Raw genomic sequence first — 21,125 nt, forward strand, 5'->3', positions numbered from 1 at the left:
GTGAACCGTGGGTTTAGAAGTCCTGCGGGCGCGGGATGTTGCGCAAGTTGGACTTCGCCATGGTGAGCATCTGGCCCACGCCACCGTCGAAGACAGTGCGGGTGGCGGCCTTGGAGAAGCCAAGGAGCTGCTCGAAGGTGAGTGTGGGCGGCAGGGAGAGGGCGTTGGGGTCAGTGACGACGTCAATAAGCGCAGGCCCATCGTAGGCCAGCGCCTTCTTGATCTCCTTCGGCGCGTTCTTCGGATCCTCGATGCGGAAGTGCTTGATGCCAGCGGCCTCTGCAATCTTGGCGAAGTTGACATGTTCGTGGTCGGTCTCATGCTCTGGCAACCCCTGCACCAGCATCTCCAGCTTCACCATGCCGAGGGAAGAATTGTTGAAGACCACCGTCTTCACCGGCAGGTTGTGCAGCTTCACGGTGAGCAACTCACCCATGAGCATGGACAGGCCACCATCACCAGAGAAGGTAATGACCTGACGGCCCGGGTTCGCAGCCTGAGCGCCAATGGCCATCGGCAGGGCGTTGGCCATGGTGCCGTGGCGGAAGGAACCAATCTGCTCGCGCTTGCCATTCGCGGTGATGTAGCGCGCGCCCCACACGTTGCACATGCCGGTATCGACGGTGAAGATGGCGTCCTCGTCGGCTTCCTTGTCAATGAGATCCGCGATGTACTCCGGGTGAATCGGCGTGTGCTTCTCGACGCCCGACGTGTAGGCCTCGACGACATGCTCGAGCTTGTCGTAGTGCTTCTTCAGCATCTTATCGAGGAAGGAGCGATCCTTCTTCTCATCCACGTGCGGCAGGATGTTCTCGATGGTGGCGGCAACGTCACCGGTCACCGGGTACTTGATGCGGGTGCGGCGACCGATGTGAGTGCCGTCGATATCGACCTGCGCCACGTTGGCATCCGGCAGGAAGTCGTTGTACGGGAAGTCGGTGCCCAGCAGGATGAGCAGGTCTGCTTCGTGGGTTGCCTCGTGGGCAGCACCGTAGCCGAGCAGGCCGGACATGCCAACGTCAAAGGGGTTGTCGTACTGGATATACATCTTGCCGCCGAGGGCGTGGCCAATCGGAGCCTTAATCTTCTCCGCAAGGGCCAAGACCTGCTCGCGGGCATTCTTCACACCGGCACCGACAAAGAGTGCGACGGTTTTAGCCTCATTAATCGCCTGGGTCAGCGCGGCTGCCTCAGCCGGGTCCGGGAAAACAATCGGGCGGCCAGCAGAGATAGCCGAAGAGGTAAAGGTGTCATCCTCAGCCTCCTGCATGGAGACATCGCCTGGGATAACGAGGACGGAGACGCCGTTGCCCGCCATGGTGTTCTGGATGGCGTGGTGCAGAACGACGCCGCCCTGATCAGCCGAGTTCACCATCTCGCAGTAGCTGGAGCACTCCTGGAAGATGGACTCCGGGTGGGTCTCCTGGAAGAACTTCGAACCAATCTGGCGCGACGGGATGTGGCTAGCAATGGCGAGAACCTTGGCGCCGTTACGGTGGGCGTCATAAAGCCCCTGAATAAGGTGAGTATTACCCGGGCCACAAGAAGCAGCGCAGACAGCGAGCTTGCCGGTGGTGAGGGAATCAGCCTCTGCAGCGAAGGCAGCGGTTTCCTCGTTGCGGACGTGGACCCACTCGATAGAGGAGCGGCGTACCGCATCGACGATGGGGTTCAGGGAGTCACCCACCAGGCCATAAATGCGCTCGACGCCTTGCGCCTCCAGCATCTCAACAAGTTGTGTGGCATACGTGCGTGCCATGTTGTCTTCCTCTCTAACTTTGTTGTGAACAGGTCCCAGTTTTGCTCCAATCAGAGTGGTTTCGCCACCTTAAACCTCAATTCTCACGTAACGGTCGTTTTGTGACCCCAACAACAACTCGCCCTGCATGGATTGAAACTATAACGACCGTTCGCTATAGTTTCGCAGCATGACAGACGCCCAAACGACAGACCTCACTGACGCCACTGACGCCCTCCGCTCCTCAGCACCGCGCCGATGGACGTTCTTTGGTGTCATCTCCCTCGGTCTACTCATGATCGGGCTGGACAACTCGATCCTGTACACCGCCCTGCCGGAGCTCTCCGAGCAACTCCACGCCACCTCCCTACAGCAGCTGTGGATCATCAATGCCTACGCGCTCATGCTGGCCGGCCTGCTGCTCGGCACCGGCACGTTGGGCGATAAGATTGGGCACCGCCGAATGTTTGTCATCGGTCTGTGGATTTTCGGCATCGCCTCGCTGACCGCCGCCCTCGCCCCCGGCGCGTGGGAGCTCGTCGCGGCCCGCGCCTTTCTGGGACTCGGCGCGTCCATCATGATGCCCGCAACCCTTGCGCTCATCCGCCTGACCTTTGAGGATGAGATTGAGCGCAACACTGCGATCGGCATCTGGGGTTCCATCGCCGTCGTCGGCGCGGCGGCCGGCCCCACGGTGGGCGGTTTTCTCCTCGAACACTTCTGGTGGGGCTCGGTCTTCTTGGTCAACGTCCCCATCGTGGTCATCGCGCTTGTGCTCACGGCGTTTCTTGCCCCACCGAATGTGGCGAACCCGGCGAAGCAGTGGGATGCCCTGTCCTCCTTCTACGCGCTGGTGACCTTGGCCTCACTCGTGCTCGTCATTAAGTCACTGGCCAGCTCACATCTCAACGCCACGCTGATTGGCGGCGCCCTGGCCGCCTGCCTCATCGGGGCCATCCTGTTTACCCGCCGCCAAGGCAAGCTCAAGGAACCGCTTCTTACCTTCGATATCTTCCGTTCCCCCATCTTCACCGGCGGCGTCCTAGCAGCCGCGGGTGCGATGTTCGGCATGGCGGGACTAGAGATGACCACCACGCAGAAGCTGCAGCTCGTGGACCAGTACTCGCCGCTGCATGCGGGCCTGATCATCTCCCTCATTGCGTTGGCCGCGCTGCCCATGTCCGCGCTGGGCGGTGCCAACCTGCACCGATGGGGTTTCTTGCCGATTATCTGCGGAGGTTTCCTCTTCATGGCCGCCGGCATCGCCTGCGTAGTGTGGGGCGGCAACCGCGACATCTTCGCTGCATACCTGGCGGGTCTCCTCCTCACCGGCGTGGGCGCGGGCCTTGTGATGTCGGTGTCCTCCACCGCCATCATCGGCGCGGCCCCCGCGTCGCGCTCCGGCATGGCCGCTGGTGTGGAAGAGGTCTCCTATGAGTTCGGCACGCTGCTGTCCATCGCAGTAACCGGGTCACTCGTACCATTGTTATTCCAGCGCGGCCTCCCAGAGGACGTCCAAGAGCTGGGCATGGAAGCCTTGCACAGCCCTGACCTGGGTGCCGCACCCGCGGGGGCCTATACCGACGCCTACCTCACCACCGCCGCTGGGCTTGCCGTGGTCATGCTGCTCTTTGCTGCAGTAACCGGCTGGTGCTTCCGCCACAACCCCACCTCAGGAGGCGCCGATGCCACGCGTGAGTAAAAAGGTCGAGGCGTTGGAGATGGCGCTGCTCATCATCGAGAAGGACGGCGTCCACGCACTAACCTATGATTCCCTGTCCACCGCCACCGGTATGAGCAAGTCAGGGCTCATCTATCACTTCCCCACTCGCCACCAGCTCCTCATCGATTGTCACACGCTGTGCGCGGAGCGCTGGGAGGAGGAACTCGTCCACCTCTCCGGGGGCAAACCGGCCGATGAACTAACCGCACGCCAGCGCTACCGCGCAGCACTTGAATCGATGGGAAAGAACGATCCGCTCATTGAGCTGCTCATGTCCATCCACTCGCAGTCGCATCCGGACTTTCAGGAGGTATGGAGGGGCGTCGACAAGCGCTGGCTGCCGGACCCCGCCACGGAGGATGAATCCGTCGTGCTCGCATCGGTGATTGGCAGCGGGCTGTGGGTGCATGATCATCTCACCGAACGCCCCCTGCCGCCGGCTCGGCGCCGCGCGCTTATCGACGTCGCCCTGGCCCACCTCGCCGAGTGATTAACTCGCCGAGCAATTTGAGCTGGAGACGAGACTTGAACTCGCAACCTACGCATTACAAGTGCGTTGCGCTACCAATTGCGCCACTCCAGCACCGCGGATAATCCGCTAGGGGAATCGTACCCGAGACCACCCCGAAGACGGAAAGCCAGGTGCGTACGCTGCACAAAATCGTGCGCCGCGCCACACTAAAAGCACTGGCAGGTGCATAAATCGGCGGTAGTTACTAAAGTGCTGATTTACCGAATCCAGAAGTGTTGTTGAGGTCTGTCTTTTCCGTGTCTGTTCTTTCTACGCTCCGCCAGCGCTTGCGCTATGGCTCGGCGCACGTCGCCACCATCGACGCCGCCAAGGCTGCCCCGCCGCCCTCCCCGCTCGCCCCGGTTGATCTCACCGACCCGGCGCAGGTCACTGGTGTTATGGAGATCGCCGCGCGCGTCGGCGGGATCCTCATCGCCGCCGGCACGGCGAACACGGACGCCCAGGCACAGATTCACCTCGTGGCGTCCTCATACGGTCTGCACTACTGCCACGTGTCGATTCTGATGAACACCATCACGATTCACACCGCCATCGGCACCGGCCCGAACCGCCGTAACTTGCACGTCTTCCGCGTCGCGCCGGGCATCGCCGTGGACTTCACCAAGTTGTCGGCCGTGGACCACCTCATCCGCTCGATCCACTCAGGCGCCACGCCGCCCGCCATGGCGGAGAAGGCCCTCGATGACATCGAGGCAATGGAAAATCCCTATTCCAAGACAACCATCGTCAGCGCGTGGGGCGCCATGGGCGCCTTCATCGCGGTGATGCTGGGCGGCGACCTGCTCGTTGGTGTGGTCACGTTTTTCATCTCGGCGCTAATTATGGGCACGAACATGTTTTTGGCCCAGTACCGCCTGCCGCCGTTCTATCAAAACCTCGTGGGCGGCCTCATGGCCGTTGTGCCGGCAGCCATCCTGTACAACGTGTTTGCGCGCTTTGGCATCCAAATGTTGCCATCCCAGATCATTGGTTCCGGCATCATCGTCCTCGTAGCGGGCTTGACGCTGGTGCAGTGCTTGGTGGATGGCATTACGCGCGCGCCGGTGACGTCCTCCGCGAAGTTCTTTGAAGCGCTCATGTCCACCGGCGCCATCATCGCCGGCGTGGGCCTGGGTATCCAGGTGGCCTCCTGGCTGGGCTTCAGCCTCCCGCCGCTCGCCACGCTGGCACCGCCGGTGTACCACCAGATCCCACTACTCGTGGTGTGCGGTGGCATCGGCTCTGCGGGCTTTGCGCTAGCACTGGGCGCCTCGTGGTCTGAAGTCGCCATCTCGGGCCTGACGGCCGCCGCCGGTATGGTCTTCTACTATTTCGTGGTCGTGCCCTTCGGTGTGGGCACGGTGGTGGCCTCGGGATTCTCAGCCGTGGCCGTGGGCCTGGCCGGTGGTTTGCTCTCTCGCCGCTACATGATGCCGCCGCTCATCACCATGATTGTGGGCTACACCCCCATGCTGCCGGGCCTGACCTTGTACCGCGGCATGTATGCCATGCTCAACGAGCAAATCATCACCGGGCTGACCAACCTAGCTAGCGCCTTGGCCATCTCCGGCGCGCTGGCGGCCGGCGTGGTCTTTGGTGAGCGCGTGGCGCGCCGCCTGCGCCGCCCGAAGTACTTCCGCCCCTACACCGCCTTCAAGCGCCTGGGCACCTTTTCCTTCTCCCGCGCCACCCGCCTGGCGCAGCGCGCCCGCATCCCCCGTGTTCCCATGTCCCCCTTTGCCCCGCGTCATAATCTGCCCGCCCGACCGCCGCAGTACGGGCCCAAGCCGCCCACACCAGCCCAGCAGGCCCGCTTCCAGCAGGGCGACGCGGTTACGGACATGTGGCCGGCCACCACTCAATTCCCCGCGCAGCGCCCCACCTACACGGTGCCGGGCAAGGATGCCCCGACCACCCCATCAGCCGAGCAATAGCGTAGAATAACCCGTCTGAAAGCTTTCACACTTCACCCCAGGAGGACTCCGTGCCACCCAAGGTCACAGATACTCAGCCTGCCGCTGACCAGACTCATGCCGTCGAGGAAGAGACCGCCCGCGCCGCGCGCCGCGTCGTCGCCACCTACGCCGAGGATTTCCTGGACGGCGTGACGCTCATGTCGATGCTGGGCGTCGAGCCTGAGGGCTTGGTTCACCGCAAGGTTCTGGCCGAGCAGGAAGATGCCGCGCCAAAGAAGGCCTCCAAGAAGGCTACGAAGAAGGCCGCTAAGAAGTCGACCAAGAAATCCACCAAAAAGGCTACGAAGAAGGCCGCTAAGAAGTCGACCAAGAAATCCACCAAGAAGGCGACTAAGAAGTCCACCAAGAAGGCCTAAAGATGCCTGGGCGCACCAATAGCTTCGTTGTCGTGGCCAACCGCCTGCCGGTGGATCTGGAGACGAACCTGGACGGCACCCGCACGTGGAAGGCCTCCCCCGGTGGCCTCGTCACCGCACTTTCCCCGATTCTGGAGGAACACCAGGGCTGCTGGGTGGGCTGGCCTGGTGTAGCCGATGCGGCTCCGGAGCCCTTCACCACCGACAACGGCGTCCTGCTCCACCCGGTGCGCCTCACCCAGGACGACTATGAGGCCTTCTATGAGGGCTTTTCCAATGCCACGCTATGGCCTCTCTACCACGACCTCATCGTCACGCCGGTGTATAACCGCGACTGGTGGGATGCCTACCGCGAGGTTAACCTGCGTTTTGCCAACGAAGTCGCCGCCGTCGCGGCCGAGAATGCCACGGTCTGGGTTCAGGATTACCAGCTTCAGCTCGTCCCCGGCATCCTGCGCCAGCTGCGCCCAGACCTCACCATCGGCTTCTTCTTGCATATTCCCTTTCCCTCACCGGATCTCTTCCGCCAGTTGCCGTGGCGTGAGGAGTTGGTGCGCGGGCTTCTCGACGCCAACCTGATCGGCTTCCACCTCGAATCCAACGCCCGCAACTTCCTCGAGCTCGCCCGCACCCAGGGCCTGAGCGTCGAGGGCGAGGTCAGCACCCGGAAGGTCACTGCCCGCATCACAACGAGCAGCGGCCATTCCGTAGGCGTGGGCGCCTTCCCCATTTCGATCGCGGCGGAGGATGAAGGGGCCGATGAGGGAGACACGGCCAAGCTCCGCGCCGAATTGGGCGACCCCAAACGCATCATTTTGGGTGTAGACCGCCTGGATTATACGAAGGGCATCCTGCAGCGCCTCACCGCGTTTGAGGAGCTGCTGGAGACCGGTGCGCTGGATCCGGCGGAGGTAACGCTGGTGCAACTGGCAACACCGTCGCGCGAGCGCATCGACCATTACCGCGCCACGCGGTCCAAGGTGGAAGAGGCCGTGGGCCGCATCAATGGGCGCTTCAGCCAGCTGGGCCAGCCGGTTGTCCACTACCAGCACCGCTCGGTGCCGAAGGACGTACTGCGCCGCTACTACCGTCTGGCGGATGTCATGCTGGTGACGCCGTTTAAGGACGGCATGAATCTCGTGGCCAAGGAGTATGTGGCCAGTCATGGCGACGGCTCGGGCGCGCTGGTGCTATCCGAGTTTGCTGGTGCTGCGGCGGAGCTGACGCAGGCCAACCTGTGTAATCCTTTCGATATCGAATCTATTAAGCGCGCTCTGCTCTCCGCGGTCAAGGCGCTCGATGAGTCCCCAGAGCTCATGCGCGAACACATGCAGGCGATGCACCGCCAGGTGCACGAACATGACATCGTGCTGTGGTCAGAGTCCTTCCTCGGCGCGCTGGAGGAGGAGGCGTAATGCGCAAGTTGGCAGTAATGGCAGCGGTGCTGTGCCTAGCCACGCTCCCCGGGTGCTCCTCCGATGACGCTCCCGCCCCACGGGGAGACGACCTCATCGTGGGCAAGCAGTGGCAAGTCACCAACCTGTACACCACGCCGGAGGCACGCTCAGCAATTGCGCCGGACACAGCACAGGTACCGCACATGAGCTTTGGCGAGCACACGGTGGTGGGCTCGACGGGCTGTGTGCCGTTTACCGCTGAGGTGTCCTTCACCGAGGGTGAGAAGGATTCCACGATTTGGGATGCCGACGGCATGCTCGTGGAGAAGGTCGACTATGAGTCGGTAGCCGCGGGTGAGGAATGCACGGGCTCAGCACAGTGGGCAGACAAACTGCTGCGCAGCCTCATCGCGCAAGGCCATGAGTTTGATTTCACACTCAACCAGAACAATCAACTCGTGCTGACGTTGCGCACAGACAAGGTGGATTCACCCATCATCCGCATGGCCTCGCTGTAGCACTAGGGTTGGGAGCATGATCAATGCTCTTGCCTCAACACAGCACCTTGCGGTGGTCTCCGATTTCGATGGCACGCTGGCGGGTTTTGCTCGCAGCCCTTATGCCGTAACGCCGGAGCAGCGCTCCCTCGACGCCCTCGCGGCCCTGGCGCAATTGCCGAACACCACGGTGGCGGTGTTGTCCGGCCGCCACCTGGACGGCCTCAAGCGTGTGTGCCCCCTGCGCGAGCCGGTACTCATGGGAGGCTCGCATGGCGCGGAATCTTCGTGGGAGGACTCCTCCCTCACCCCAGAAATGGAAGCGCACCTGGCACGGAAGGAAGCCGAGATCAAGGAGATCATTGCCCGCCATCCCGGCGCGGAACTGGAGGTCAAGCCCTTCCAGCGCGTGCTGCATCTGCGTGCTTTGGAGCTACAGGACCCTGCCGCCGCGGCTGCTGCTTATGAGGAGGGCGCGGCGTTGAGCGCGGATGGTTACCCCAAGACAACCGGCAAATGTGTCGTCGAATTCTCCGCCACGCAGGCGACGAAAGGCACCTGGATTGCGGGCCTGCGGGAGCGTGTCGGCGCCACGGCGGTGGTGTTCCTCGGGGACGACACCACCGACGAAGATGGCTTTGCCGTGCTCAACCAGCCGCCGGACCTCGGCGTGAAGGTCGGCGAAGGCGCAACCCAGGCCGCACACCGCGTGCCCGACATCGCCGCGGTGTCGGATTTCCTCGAGCAGCTCGCCACTGCCCGCGGCAGAGCACTGCACTAGACGTTCGGCGGCGCGACCGTGCGGCCCTCATGGAAGCTCGTGCGCAGGACCTTCCGCGGCGACTCCTCTCTCTTGACTGAGGCAGCGCGGGGAGCGGGTTCACTGGCGGCGCGGTCGATGAGGTCAGCCAGCATGTGTCCGGCTGCGGCGCCCTTCGCCTTATTGGGCTGCACAACGGTGCTCAAGCCCACGGCCAGTGCTGGGGCAATGCCGTCGAAGCCAGTGACGGAGAGCTGCTCGGGGACTGCGATGCCGTGGTCACGGGCATAGGCCAGGACGCCGAGCGCCATCGAGTCCGTGGTGCACAACACCGCGGTGAGCTCTGGGTGCGCGTTCAACAATTCCTCCGCTGCCGCATAGGCCGTGCGGGCATCATTGATGTGGCGGGTAACCACCGGAATCGACTCCGGCGGCAGGCCCGCGTCCGCAAAGACGTCGAGAGCTCCCACCACGCGCGAGCGCTGGACGTGCATATCGGCCTCTGCGAGTTGCTCCGGCGAGACCACACCGTCGAGGCGCTCGCGGTGCAGGCGGATGGCAAGGATGCCAATGCGGGTATGGGAGGCGCGAACAAGTGCTCGCGCCGCCAGTGCTATCGCGGCGCGGTCATCGATGCCGACGAAGGGCAAGCCGGAATCCGTGGGCTGATCACACACCACGACGGGCAGACCGCGGCGCCGCACGGCCTCAAGGTAGGCATCACCCGCAGCAACGGAGTACACCACGAACCCGTCCACCGCGGCTGAGCCAACGAGTTGGGCCGCGTGGGCGTCGTCAGGCGCGCCCACCGTGTCGGGACCTGCCGGGATGAGCGTGAGCGTGGTGCTTGCGCCCGCGGAGGCCTCCGCCATGCCCGCGAGAAAATCCACCGAAGCCATGTCTTCGAAGGCGTAGGACAGGTGCTCGGTAAGCAGAACCCCCACCGAGCCCTGGCGGCGTGTGCGCAGACTGCGTGCGGTGGGGTCTGGACCCGTGTAGCCGCGCGCAGCGGCCGCAGCGAGGATGCGCTCGCGGGTGGCCGGCGCCAGTTGGTCAGGGCGGTTGTAAGCGTTAGACACCGTGGTGCGGGAGACCCCGAGTTCGGCGGCGAGAGAGGCCAGCGTCGTGCTGCGAGTGGACATGCCGGTTACCTTACCCTTTTTCAACTCATTATCATTTGACAACGTTTTTCACTAACGCGTTAGAATGGGCAACATGACTACACCCCTCTCACGCCGCGCTTGGCGCCGCCCCACCGCCCTCCTCTTCGCCGCCACCCTTGGCTGCGCATCGCTGACCGCTTGTTCCTCCAGCAGCGACAATGCCAACGGTTCTGATGGCGCAGACGCGGAAAATGACACCATCCACGTCGTCGCCTCGACCTCCATCTGGGCCGACGTAGCGCAGGCAGTGGTGGACACCGCGAAGACTGACGTCAATGTCGACGTCGAGGCCATTGTCACCGGCAACGGCGTAGACCCTCACCACTTCGAGCCAACAGCTGCCGACATTGCCAAGGCCAACGAAGCCGATGTCATCATCGCCGGTGGCGGCGGCTACGACGCCTGGCTCTACCAGGCGGTGAAGAACCAGGACAACATCATCCACGCCCTTCCGCTGACCGAGCACAACCACGACCACGACCACGAGGGTCATGATCATGAGCACGCGCACGAAGAAGGCCACGAGCACGAACACGCGCACGAAGAGGGCCACGAGCACGAGCACGCGCACGAAGAAGGCCACGAACACGAGCACGAAGAAGGCCACGAGCACGAGCACGCGCATAGCGACGAGCACGTCAGCATGGACGAGGCCAAGAAGATCGCCGCCGAGCACCCGGAGAAGATCACCAACATCGAAGGCAATGAGCACGTCTGGTACGACGCCGCCGCCATCGAGAAAGTCGCCACCGAGGTCGCGGCCATGGTCAACAAGACCAACCCGGATGCCAAGGCAACCGCGAACCCGCTGCTGAAGAGGGTGGAGAAGATTAAGGCGCGCGTCGAGAAGCTGCCCACGAAGAACTACGCGCAGACCGAGCCGATTGCGGACTACATCATGAAGTACACCGACAGCACCGACGTCACCCCGGAGGGCTACCGCAAGGCCACCGTTGCCGAGGGCGAGCCGAGTGCCGCTGACCTAGCGAGCTTCCTCGAGGCCATCACCAACGGCGAGGTGGACCTGCTCATCTTCAACCCGCAAACCGAAACCGACATGACCCAGCGCATCCGACAGGCCGCCGAGGACAAGGACATCCCGGTCGTCGAGATTGGAGAGACCCCGCCGGAGAACACCAACTTCCTTGACTACTACGAGGAAGCCGTCAGCGCTCTCGAGGCTGCATAAGTGCTCGTCTCCTTTCACAATGCTGCAGTGGAACCACTGTGGTCGGAGCTGAATCTCGCCGTGGACCGCGGCGAGTTCATCGCCGTTTTAGGGCCCAACGGCGTGGGCAAGTCGACGTTGCTCGGCACCATCCTGGGAACGCGGAAGCTCACGACGGGCACGGTGGACGTCGATTGTCGCGTGGGCTTCATCCCCCAACAGCGCATGTTCCCCGCTGACCTCCCGCTGCGCGCCCGCGACCTCGTGTCCCTCTCCTTGGCACACGGCGCTTTCCGACGCCGCCGCCCACCCCACCACCGCGTCGACGCACTGCTGGAGGAAGTCGGCGCAACGGGCATAGCGGATCGGCGCGTGGGCCAGCTCTCCGGCGGCCAGCAGCAGCTCATCCGCCAGGCGCAAGCCCTCGCCAACGACCCAGAACTCATCCTTGCCGATGAGCCGCTGCTGTCGCTGGACCCGGGAAGGCAGCAGGCGACCGTCGAGAAGCTCAATGCGTGGCGTCACGAACGCGGCACCTCCATCCTCTTCGTCACCCACGGCATCAATCCCGTGCTGGGTGTGGTGGACAAGGTGCTCTACCTCGCGCCCAACGGGCACATGTTCGGCACGGTGGATGAGGTCATGCGCTCGGAGGTGCTCTCGGAGCTGTACGGCTCGTCCGTGAAGGTCCTCAACGTCGATGGGAGGCTCATCGTTGTCTAAGTTCCTCGAGGATACTCAGTATTTGCTGGGCGTCGATTTCGTACAGGATGCACTCATCGCCTGCGCACTCCTGGGCATCCTTTCTGGCGTGATGACCTCCTTAATTGTGCTGCGCCAGATGTCTTTTTCCGTGCATGCCACCTCGGAGCTCGCGCTCATGGGTGCGGCCGCAGCGCTGTTGTTCGGACTGAACATCGGCTTCGGCGCGATTGCCGGCGCCATCGTCGCCGCCATCATTCTGGCGGTGCTCGGCCTCAAAGGCCAACAGGACAGCGCCATCGGCGTGGTCATGAGCTTTGGCCTAGGCTTGTCGGTGTTATTCCTGCACCTCTACCCTGGCAACGCCAACACCGCTATGACGCTGCTGACCGGACAAATCGTCGGTGTATCTTCGGCGTCCGTGTGGCTGCTGGCGGCGACGACCGTCATCATTGTCGCAGCCGTTACTATTTTGTGGCGCCCGCTTCTTTTTGCCTCCGCGGACCCTGTCATGGCGCAGGCAGCGGGCGTGCCGGTGAAAGCCCTCTCCGTGGTCTTCGCAGTTCTTGTCGGTTTGACCGCCGCGCAGTCGGTGCAGATCGTCGGCTCGCTGCTCGTCATGGCTTTGCTCATCACACCCGGCGCGGCGGCGGTGCAGATTACCTCCTCCCCGCTGCGCGCGGTGGTGTGGGCAACCATCTTCGCGGAGGTCTCCGCCGTGGGAGGGTTTATTCTGTCGCTAGCGCCGGGCCTGCCGGTGTCGGTCTTCGTGACCACTATTTCTTTTGTCATTTACCTGGTTTGCCGTCTAATCGGCTGGCTACGCAACCGCCGCGCGGTTCGCGACGACATCGCCGCCGCCCGCGTCACCAAAGCTCACTTCGAGGGCCGCAGCGATTCGGAAAAGCACCACACCAGCACCCACGACGAGCACTGCGCCCACCCCGACTAAACTTTTGTTCCATGACCATCGTGGAATTTCAGGGATTCAAGCGTAAATACACCGTCGTCGCGCCGGAAGATCCCGGCCCGAACCAGCTGCTTTTCCTCCACGGTTCGCTGCAAAATGGCAGCGTGATGCGGCGCTTTACAAACGGCACTTTTGATGAGCTCGCCGCCCGCACGGGCACGGTGGTTGTCTACCCCGACGGTGTGGATAGGCACTTCAACGACGCCCGCGGGGTACTGCCGGTCAAGGCCCGTGAGCTTGGCATTGACGACGTCGCCTTTCTCCAGCACGTCGCCGCCACCGTGCAGGAGGAATACGGCACGCAGCGCACCTACGCCTGCGGTTATTCCAACGGTGGGCAGATGGTAATACGCCTGCTTTTCGACGCCCCCGGCTTCCTCGACGGCGCCTGCATCTTCGCCTCGACGATGGGCAGCGGCGCTAACCATGCGCCGTCTAATCCCGAGGGCTATAAGCCCACCCCAATTCTCATGATGCACGGCACTGCGGACCCGCTAGCGCCTTATGAAGGCGGCCAAGCTGGCCTCGCGAATAGCTCCCGCGGCGAGGTTACTTCCGCGTTGTGGACTGCGCAGCGCTTCGCCACGATGAACGGTTGCTCTAAGGCCAAGGTAACCCGCCCGTTTTCTGATGTGTCTTTGCACTCCTGGGAAGGTGACAACCCCGTCGAACTGTGGACCATGGAAGGCGTGGGCCACGTCATCCCCTCGGGCAACGGGCTCGACGCGCGCTTGGGCCCGAATACCGATAGCTTCATCGCAGCCCAGGTGGTGGAGGACTTCTTCGGCTTTTAGCCCCGCGGCTCGCCTCCCCCACCACCTACCCAGCCCTGGAAATGCAGCTCTCTGGTGGATTGCAGGGCGTCGGCAAGCGCGTGAAAATGCGAACAGGAGGTCTGGTTTTCCTGCCCTGGGAATTTGCAACAGGATTGGCAGCTCAACCCATAGCGGGTAAGGTTTTGATGGCTAACTGGACTCTGTTCTCTGCAGCAAAGATGTCAAGCAGCTGGGAAACTATTTTCTTGATCATCGGCACAGAAAGATGTGTTTCTTCCGCGATGCCATTATTTGAGTGCCCACATACAATTCCGTTTAGAATTCGAAGCTGAATTGCGGATAGTCGCTCGAGGTTTCGCTGCATATCTGGTTCAGGCATTGTCCCAACAGCTACGCCGTTTATATCGAAGCAACAACTTAATTTGAGGCCCCCATGGCCGGAGCGAGCTTCCCGGGTAACCACACAATGTGCAGACGCGCCCAAATTGATTGCCTTTTGAAGCTTCTCACGCGAATGCTGTGAATAATCCACCAAGTAAATGAAATCGCTGCTCTTTAACTCTTGTATATCCCATACCCAGGTCGCCGAGTCTTTGCGCTCGCACAACACCAGCAATTGCTCCTGTGAGCGAGACAATGCATTCAGCAGCTCCCTTTGAGTGGACGCACATTCAACCTGGGGCCAGAGGAAGTAGCGTCTTAGCTCATCGAGTATCGGTTGCTCATCGTCTCGGATGCCAGCGAGCAGACACGGCATATCCGAGTATTTCAATCGCCACACTAAAGCGTTACCTCGCAGTCTGCTTGGTCGGCTACATGCTTGGAATGCGTCGCGACGACGACAACGGCGCCTTGGTCAGCGAAAGCACGAAGGTGTTCAACAACCAGCTGAGCATTGTCCTCGTCAAGCGCACCGGTTGGCTCGTCCGCCAATACGATTTTGGGCTTGGAAACGAGGATCCTCGCCAAGGCTACTCGTTGTTGTTCGCCGCCCGACAAGCCGCTGACCACACGCTTTTCATAGCCGCGTAAACCAACCTGCGCCAAAGCGCTGTCTAGCGCCTCGTCGAAAGCACGGCGCGAAACGTTACTGGCTGCGAGCTTCACGTTGTCGACAACGGTGAGGTCAGGAACCAAGCCGTAATCTTGAAAAAGATACCCAACGCATTCGCGTCGATACTTGCGCAGTCGACCTGCCGATAGCGATGCAATGTTGTTTCCATCCCACATGATTGAGCCTTTGTCCGGCGAGATCAGACCGCCCAAGAGGTTCAACAGGGTGGTTTTCCCACTTCCGGAGACACCGGTTAATGCAGTCACCCGGCCAGCCGCAAAAGACCGCGTAAGGCCGGAAAGAATCATTTTTCCCTTCACACTGTAGTGAAGGTCTTCAACCTGAATTTCCATATCCTAATTTCCCTCGCTGTCTGTCCAGCGCATTTGATTTCGCGCACTAATCCACCAGGTCAAACCGATTGAAATACACATCCACACGATCGAAAATGCGACGACAGCAAGAACGGTTGCCGTGGACCACCTGTTTTCAAACCCCATCGACCACGTTGATGGATAGTGCGATTCCAGTTGTTCCTTATGCTCGCGCAAACGATACAAAACCCAGCCGATGGTGGTAACGAAAAAGAATAGCTCGGCCAGCAGAATCTTCCTGCACATCTTCCACGGGCTGCGCCCACAAATGAAGGAAACATAGAGCTCTCGCCGGAACGCCACCTGGAAACTGAAAAGCCCCGCGACGATTAACAAGGAAACCAGTAATATCGCTACGACCGTATTTAACGACCAAAGGCTGAATTGATCTTTGGCTTCCTCAAGGGACGATCGCCAGGAATCAGCATGCGGTTGTGCCGTGGCAAGCACCTTGCCCACCGTCCCATCTTTCAGCTCACCAACGACAGTTGGCTCGATGGCAAGGAGGACTTTCTGCGAGGCTTTCGCGAGTAAATTCCGGTCACCGATAGCTTCAAGCCCCACTGGTAACGAGACCACAATGGGGTCATTAATTACTGGCCGCAGCTCAACGTCATAGGAAAAGACTTGCCCAAGCGAACAATCCTCTTTCCAGTTAAAATCTGGAACTTTCTTCTTCGCGAGTTCGGCTTCAAATGCAACGGAGTCAATAATCGTCTGTTTGGATTCTTCACTGAGGGCAACGGGAGCACAAACGGTTACGTCTTCTTCAGAAGGGGAAACACCAGCTTGAACGGCGAACCGATGGTTGCTGAGAATAACCGGGGCTTCCAGTTGAGTCGGCCAGGTAAGCCAAAAAGGATCCGCTAAGAGTAGCTTTCCTTCGCGGTCCGCCTGACGCAAGGGCGCTGCAGCTGCAGCCTGTTCTTTTTCATCCGGAGTGATATTCGAGCTCAGGGCAAACTCTTGCTCATTGGCATGTCCGCTCCAATACGGTTGCAATTCCTCTCGCGCGGACACCTCAGCACCGGTATCAACCATCTGCGAAAGTGCCGTCAGGCTCGTCAAGAGTGCCAATAGCCGGACAGCATACAGTGCGTAGGTAATTGGACGCGCCCGAACCTTGCCTTTGATGGCCTGCGGGATCGAAATATTTCGAACCAATAACTGCCCGAGCACATAGCCCAGCGCCAAACCGACCCATTGGAGCAACACAGAAACGCCGAAAAAGGCCCAAAACAACGTCGCTTCTGCCCAGTCGTTGTAAAGATACAATGCCGCCGCAATAAAAATGATCGCAAGAAAAAATGGTAGCCATGTTTGCTTGGCAAGCCGCGTTACATCAAGCCTTAGCGTCTGCGATAGCTTTAGCCCCAAAAGTCTGTGAATGCCGATTTCGCGAGCCCGCACTAGGCAGTGCCCGCCACCCAACACGAGCGCGAGTAGAAAAGCAGCCGCGACCAACAAAGGCAGCGACGAAGTCATGACGAAACTCCAAGTCAAGTTCTGGAGCCCTATCACGGAATACCCGCGCTCCTCCAACCATGTCGTTAGGTCTCGAGCGTCGTTTTCCGATCCTTTAATGTTAAAAACTTGGCGCGGTTCCTTAGTCGGAATTTCCGACAATGGATACCAAACAAGCTTTTCGCCTCTCTGAAACTTTTGAGACTCAAAGCTAGCTACACCTGAAGGCAGAGCCGAGGAGTAGATTCGCAGCTCACCATCCGAATCAGCTAGCGAGGAGTAATAAATCGATACGTCAAATCCTGAGTCCCCTGCAAATTCAGAAAGCTCAGGAAACAGTGTTTCTGTGTGACTGTCAGGTTTGAAGTCTTCGATCTGGACAAACTCGTTGCCAAGCCGATAATCCAGAGTCGATAAGAGGCTGGCTCCGACAAAGGCAATGAATGCGCTAATAACCGTAGAGAGCAAAATCCCTACGGTTAGTAGTCTGACTGAAGTTTTCATCGAGCCTTAGCAGTGTCGGTAATAGGACTTATTTCCAGAGGGCTTCTTGGGAGCTGTTGCTCGTGACCAAGTGTTTTTGTTGACGCAACCGCTATCCGACTTGAAGGTACCAACAGCAGTTGAACCGTGCCGCACCCCATTGTGAAAGTAGTGCGACCAAACTTGGCCACTACCCGTACCGTAGTCCCACGTGCCGCCATCGATATTTACAATCGTGGCCCCAGCAACACCTGTACCACCCAACGCCAACAAACCTGCGAGAGTTCCTGAAACTGCTCGCTTAGACATGCTCACTTTCATAAGCATTCCTTTCTTGAGAAGAATCCGAACTTATAGCGCGCGCTACTGAAAGATATACGCTGCCCCTAAACCGCATTCAAGTGTCAAAAGTTACCTTTCGCAGATTCATCAACTCCGCGCAAATATCCAGGCCTCAATCCGCAGCTCTCTGGTGGATTGCAGGGCGTCGGCAAGCGCGTGAAAATGCGAACAGGTGGTCTGGGTTTCCAGCCCTGGACATTTGCGACCAGGACGGCGGGAGCTGCCCAGCAGACACATTGGAGGCAAACAAAAAGGCGCCACACAACGCGACGCCTTCCAAATTACTTGTTACTTCGCAGCGCGACGCTGCCGAGCAAACTCCGAAAGCACTGCACCCGCAGCAACGGATGCGTTTAAGGATTCGACCCACGCGGTCATCGGGATGGACATGATGACGTCACAGTTCTCGCGGACCAAGCGGGAGATGCCCTTTCCCTCAGAGCCGATGACGATGACCACGGGATCCTTGCCACCCGTGTAGGTGTCGAGCGTGTGCTCGCCGCCCGCGTCGAGGCCCACGACCTGGTAACCGGCCTTCTGGAAATCCTGCACCGTGCGGGTCACGTTGGTCACGCGAGCCACCGGCAAACGAGCCGCAGTACCGGCCGAGGTGCGCCAAGCCACCGCGGTAACGGAGGCCGAACGGCGCTCCGGGATGATGACGCCGTGGCCGCCAAAGGCCGCGACAGAGCGAATGACGGCGCCGAGGTTGCGCGGGTCGGTGATGTTGTCGAGGATGACAAACATGCCCGGCTCTTGGGCATCGCGGGCACGGTCCATGAGATCGTGGACCTCGGCATACTTGTAGGGCGGAATCTGCAGGCCAATGCCCTGGTGCATGCCGTTGCCGGTCATGCGATCCATCTCGTGGCGCTGCACCTCAAGGATAGGGATGTTGCGAGTATTGCACATGGCCACGGCCTCTGACAGGCGGGCGTCGTTGCGCGTGCCCTGCACGATGTAGAGCGAGGTGGCCGGCACCTTAGCGTGCAGGCACTCGATGACCGGGTTGCGGCCCACAACCATCTCCGCGGTCTCCTTCTGGTGGCGACCAGAGTTGCGGCGCTCGCGCTCCAGCTTCGCCTTGTGCTTAGCGTGGTAAACGCGGTCCTCTGCCTTGGGCGTCGGCCCCTTGCCTACCAGGCCCTTGCGGCGCTGACCGCCGGAGCCTTTGGTGGCGCCTTTCTTGTTGCTCTTACGAATACCCGCGCCACCGCGGCCGTGGGTGCGTGCCATAGTTTTTCTCCTTTGTTGTCCTTGGCCTGTTGTCCTTGGCCTAGCCAAAGGACGGTTAGTCCGCCAGGGACCAGGTGGGGCCGTCGGCGGTATCGGTGATAGTAATGCCCGCAGCCGTCAGGCGGTCGCGCACAGCGTCTGCAGTAGCCCAGTCCTTCTCTGCGCGGGCGGTGGTACGGCGTTCCAGCTCAGCCTGGACCAGAACGTCCAATGCCGCGTCAGCGCCGCGTGTTTCGCCACCATCTTTCCACTGTTCATCGCACGGATCAAAGCCAAGAACCGCAGCCATGGCACGCACTGCTCCGGCGAGGCGCTCGGCCTCCTCCCGGCGGCCTTCAGCAAGGGCCTTATTTCCTGCACGCACCGTGGTGTGGATTTCTGCCAGCGCCTTCGGCACGGCGATGTCATCATTCATGGCTTCCTCAAAAGCCGGGGTCCACTCTCCCTTCTCGACGCCCTCGAACTTGGCCACGAATTCCTCAATGCGGCGGTAGCCCGCGGCGGCCTCGGTCAGAGCTGACTCAGAGTACTCGAGTACGGAGCGGTAGTGCGCGGAGCCCAAGTAGTAGCGCAGCTCTACTGGGCGAACAATCTCCAGCATGTTGGCGATGGAGAGCACGTTGCCCAGGGACTTCGACATCTTCTCACCGGACATGGTGACCCAGTGGTTGTGCATCCAGTAGTTGGCAAACTTGTCACCAGCTGCATGAGACTGGGCAATCTCGTTCTCGTGATGCGGGAACTGCAGATCGAGGCCGCCACAGTGAATATCAAACTCGCTGCCCAAGTAGTAGGTGGACATAGCCGAGCACTCCAGGTGCCAACCGGGGCGGCCCCTACCCCACGGGGTGGGCCAGGACGGCTCGCCCGGCTTGGCGGCCTTCCACAGCGCAAAATCCTGCGGGCTACGCTTGCCTTCGGCCTCCGACTCGCCCTGCTCCATCTCCTCGACACGGTTTCCGGACAGCGCACCATAGTCAGAGCCCTCGGCGGCATTCCACGCGGCAACGTCGAAATAGACGGAACCTGCATCACCCTCGCCGGGCACAGCGTAAGCGAATCCGGCGTCGATAAGCCGCTGCATGTACTCCACCATCTGCGTGACAAAGCCCGTCGCGCGCGGCTCCACGGACGGCGGCAGCACACCCAAGGTGTTGTAGGCCTTGGTGAATTCGCGCTCGTAGGTGGATACCCACTCCCACCACGGGCGGTTGTTTTCTGCGGCCTTTGTCAGAATCTTGTCATCAATGTCCGTCACGTTGCGCACGAGTGCCACGTCATAGCCCTGCGCCAGAAGCCAGCGACGCAGAATATCAAAGGCCACGCCGGAGCGCAGGTGGCCGATGTGCGGCTGGGATTGCGGAGTGGCACCACAGAGATAAATCGAGGCATGGCCGGGGCGAACCGGCTCAAAGTCGCGTTGGGTGCGGGTGGCGGTATCAAAAATGCGCAAAGTACTCACGCCGACTAGTCTAATTGACCCTCCGGTGGGAATTCACCATGGCCGATGCCCCCGCGCCTCAGCACTAGGTGCCGTGCCTTTCCTTTCGACGGTGTAGCCCATTTCTCGTAGTACTTGCGCAGCAACCTCTTGATTATCGGCTACCGCTCCGCGCAACTGATCATCGAGCCACTTTTCTCGGCTCTGCTCAAGAAAGCTTTTCCAACCGGGACGTGAACGAAAGCCACACTCCATAAAAAGAAAGAAAAAATATTCCTCCAGGGATACCCGGAACCGACGGCCGCCAATAGGAAAATGTATATCCTCAATTCGGCCCTTCTTTCGAGGGTTCTTCACCCCAGAAAAGTTCTTCATTAGTGCGGGACTCAACAGTCCGGCCACCCCTGAGTGGTGAATGTGGGCCGTCGGAGCAGTACGATTCTCTCGCTCATATTCGAAACGAACGCCTGGGGCTGTTCCTACACGCAGCTCGAATTTGCTCGACTTCACGCTGAGAGATGATTCATCGGGCGACAGGGACGTGTGAAAGCGAACAACGGATTCGAAAAGGTCGCTGTAGGAAAACCGATCGCCTCCCTGACTTCCTACCCCGTAGACCAACGGTGCGTGAAGTTCTAACAATCCAGTGCCATCGTCTGGATTGAGATCTGTCCACACGCGGATATCGGAATCTTCATTGAGGGGCAAAACCTTCACATGCACGGCATGCACCCAGTTAAAAAATTCTGCTGTCAGATGTTGCCCTAGTCCCCCCATGCGCACCGTCATTTAGCGTTCAAGCATCAGCTCTACGCGACGGAGTTCGTCATAAAGGTCGCGCTCTTCCGTGGAAAAACGGCCGGATTCTGCGAGCATGCGCAGATCTTCAGAACTAAGGTTCGCCCCAATGGCTACTTCTAAGGCATGCAGGAGTTCCCCATACCGAGCCCGCAGGGCCTCGGTATTTATAATTCGCATTGTCAATGCCACGGCA

The 21,125-nt window shown here is 60.5% G+C and carries 21 protein-coding genes and 1 tRNA gene; 11 read left to right on the forward strand and 11 right to left on the reverse strand.

The window, feature by feature from the left end; translation table 11 throughout:
• Positions 1 to 13 precede the first annotated feature (13 nt).
• Positions 14 to 1,759, reverse strand: coding sequence for a pyruvate dehydrogenase (locus CSING_RS11050; protein ID WP_042532265.1), 1,746 nt, complete (start codon positions 1,757 to 1,759; stop codon positions 14 to 16).
• Positions 1,760 to 1,928: 169 nt separating this feature from the next.
• On the opposite strand from CSING_RS11050, the gene CSING_RS11055 reads away from it, so the two are divergent.
• Together CSING_RS11055 and CSING_RS11060 are read left to right on the forward strand one after the other, a co-directional pair.
• On the forward strand, positions 1,929 to 3,440 hold the full coding sequence (locus tag CSING_RS11055) for an MFS transporter (protein WP_042532268.1): 1,512 nt from the start codon (positions 1,929 to 1,931) through the stop codon (positions 3,438 to 3,440).
• A complete protein-coding gene (locus tag CSING_RS11060; RefSeq protein WP_042532270.1) occupies positions 3,424 to 3,951 on the forward strand; it encodes a TetR/AcrR family transcriptional regulator in 528 nt (175 codons plus the stop codon). The genes CSING_RS11055 and CSING_RS11060 overlap by 17 nt, the downstream gene beginning before the upstream one ends.
• Before the next feature lie 20 nt (positions 3,952 to 3,971).
• Here CSING_RS11060 and CSING_RS11065 read toward each other — a convergent pair.
• A tRNA-Thr gene (locus CSING_RS11065) sits at positions 3,972 to 4,044 on the reverse strand.
• Positions 4,045 to 4,229: 185 nt separating this feature from the next.
• On the opposite strand from CSING_RS11065, the gene thrE reads away from it, so the two are divergent.
• The 5 genes from thrE to otsB are packed head-to-tail and all read left to right on the forward strand — an operon-like array spanning position 4,230 to position 8,979.
• Positions 4,230 to 5,906, forward strand: coding sequence for a threonine/serine exporter ThrE (thrE, locus tag CSING_RS11070; protein ID WP_042532272.1), 1,677 nt, complete (start codon positions 4,230 to 4,232; stop codon positions 5,904 to 5,906).
• A gap of 50 nt (positions 5,907 to 5,956) precedes the next feature.
• On the forward strand, positions 5,957 to 6,304 hold the full coding sequence (locus CSING_RS11075; RefSeq protein WP_042532274.1) for a hypothetical protein: 348 nt from the start codon (positions 5,957 to 5,959) through the stop codon (positions 6,302 to 6,304).
• Between the two features lie 2 nt (positions 6,305 to 6,306).
• Complete coding sequence (locus CSING_RS11080; protein WP_042532276.1) at positions 6,307 to 7,719, forward strand: alpha,alpha-trehalose-phosphate synthase (UDP-forming); 1,413 nt, start codon at positions 6,307 to 6,309, stop codon at positions 7,717 to 7,719.
• The gene (locus CSING_RS11085) at positions 7,719 to 8,219 is read left to right on the forward strand and encodes a hypothetical protein (protein ID WP_042532278.1); all 501 of its coding nucleotides are present in this window, start codon (positions 7,719 to 7,721) and stop codon (positions 8,217 to 8,219) included. The genes CSING_RS11080 and CSING_RS11085 overlap by 1 nt, the downstream gene beginning before the upstream one ends.
• 16 nt (positions 8,220 to 8,235) lie before the next feature.
• A complete protein-coding gene (otsB, locus tag CSING_RS11090; protein ID WP_042532280.1) occupies positions 8,236 to 8,979 on the forward strand; it encodes a trehalose-phosphatase in 744 nt (247 codons plus the stop codon).
• On the opposite strand, the gene CSING_RS11095 is transcribed toward otsB, so the two are convergent.
• Positions 8,976 to 10,100, reverse strand: a complete 1,125-nt coding sequence (locus CSING_RS11095; protein WP_042532282.1) for a LacI family DNA-binding transcriptional regulator — start codon at positions 10,098 to 10,100, stop codon at positions 8,976 to 8,978. The two genes, otsB and CSING_RS11095, sit on opposite strands and share 4 nt — an antisense overlap.
• 73 nt (positions 10,101 to 10,173) lie before the next feature.
• Here CSING_RS11095 and CSING_RS11100 point away from each other — a divergent pair, with 73 nt between their 5' ends.
• From CSING_RS11100 to CSING_RS11115, 4 genes are read left to right on the forward strand one after another with little or no spacing between them, the layout of a single operon-like run.
• On the forward strand, positions 10,174 to 11,310 hold the full coding sequence (locus CSING_RS11100) for a metal ABC transporter solute-binding protein, Zn/Mn family (RefSeq protein WP_042532284.1): 1,137 nt from the start codon (positions 10,174 to 10,176) through the stop codon (positions 11,308 to 11,310).
• Positions 11,311 to 12,012 (forward strand): metal ABC transporter ATP-binding protein, encoded by a 702-nt coding sequence (locus CSING_RS11105; RefSeq protein WP_042532286.1) that lies wholly within the window; start codon positions 11,311 to 11,313, stop codon positions 12,010 to 12,012.
• On the forward strand, positions 11,990 to 12,943 hold the full coding sequence (locus tag CSING_RS11110; RefSeq protein WP_186302162.1) for a metal ABC transporter permease: 954 nt from the start codon (positions 11,990 to 11,992) through the stop codon (positions 12,941 to 12,943). The genes CSING_RS11105 and CSING_RS11110 overlap by 23 nt, the downstream gene beginning before the upstream one ends.
• Positions 12,944 to 12,954: 11 nt before the next feature.
• On the forward strand, positions 12,955 to 13,755 hold the full coding sequence (locus CSING_RS11115; protein WP_042532290.1) for an alpha/beta hydrolase family esterase: 801 nt from the start codon (positions 12,955 to 12,957) through the stop codon (positions 13,753 to 13,755).
• Positions 13,756 to 13,897: 142 nt separating this feature from the next.
• On the opposite strand, the gene CSING_RS11120 is transcribed toward CSING_RS11115, so the two are convergent.
• The 8 genes from CSING_RS11120 to CSING_RS11150 all read right to left on the reverse strand — a co-directional run bounded on the left by CSING_RS11120 (position 13,898) and on the right by CSING_RS11150 (position 21,121).
• On the reverse strand, positions 13,898 to 14,374 hold the full coding sequence (locus tag CSING_RS11120; protein ID WP_144403140.1) for a helix-turn-helix domain-containing protein: 477 nt from the start codon (positions 14,372 to 14,374) through the stop codon (positions 13,898 to 13,900).
• Positions 14,375 to 14,517: 143 nt separating this feature from the next.
• The gene (gene ccmA / locus CSING_RS11125; protein WP_042532294.1) at positions 14,518 to 15,144 is read right to left on the reverse strand and encodes a heme ABC exporter ATP-binding protein CcmA; all 627 of its coding nucleotides are present in this window, start codon (positions 15,142 to 15,144) and stop codon (positions 14,518 to 14,520) included.
• A 3-nt stretch (positions 15,145 to 15,147) separates the two neighbouring features.
• Positions 15,148 to 17,133 carry a hypothetical protein gene (locus CSING_RS11130; RefSeq protein ID WP_042532296.1) on the reverse strand — a complete coding sequence of 662 codons (1,986 nt, stop codon included), beginning with the start codon at positions 17,131 to 17,133 and terminating at the stop codon, positions 15,148 to 15,150.
• Positions 17,134 to 17,139: 6 nt separating this feature from the next.
• A complete protein-coding gene (locus CSING_RS13395) occupies positions 17,140 to 17,439 on the reverse strand; it encodes a lactococcin 972 family bacteriocin (RefSeq protein ID WP_321969366.1) in 300 nt (99 codons plus the stop codon).
• Positions 17,440 to 17,742: 303 nt separating this feature from the next.
• Positions 17,743 to 18,690 (reverse strand): 23S rRNA (guanosine(2251)-2'-O)-methyltransferase RlmB, encoded by a 948-nt coding sequence (rlmB, locus tag CSING_RS11135; RefSeq protein ID WP_042532298.1) that lies wholly within the window; start codon positions 18,688 to 18,690, stop codon positions 17,743 to 17,745.
• Between the two features lie 55 nt (positions 18,691 to 18,745).
• Entirely contained in the window at positions 18,746 to 20,152 is a 1,407-nt protein-coding gene (cysS, locus tag CSING_RS11140; protein ID WP_042532300.1) for a cysteine--tRNA ligase, read from the reverse strand.
• A gap of 33 nt (positions 20,153 to 20,185) precedes the next feature.
• Entirely contained in the window at positions 20,186 to 20,920 is a 735-nt protein-coding gene (locus CSING_RS13025) for a hypothetical protein (RefSeq protein WP_052471422.1), read from the reverse strand.
• Positions 20,921 to 21,121, reverse strand: coding sequence for a hypothetical protein (locus CSING_RS11150; RefSeq protein ID WP_042532302.1), 201 nt, complete (start codon positions 21,119 to 21,121; stop codon positions 20,921 to 20,923). It abuts the gene before it with no gap.
• Positions 21,122 to 21,125: the final 4 nt, after the last annotated feature.

The sequence above is a fragment of the Corynebacterium singulare genome (assembly GCF_000833575.1).
Taxonomy (GTDB): Bacteria; Actinomycetota; Actinomycetes; order Mycobacteriales; family Mycobacteriaceae; genus Corynebacterium; species Corynebacterium singulare.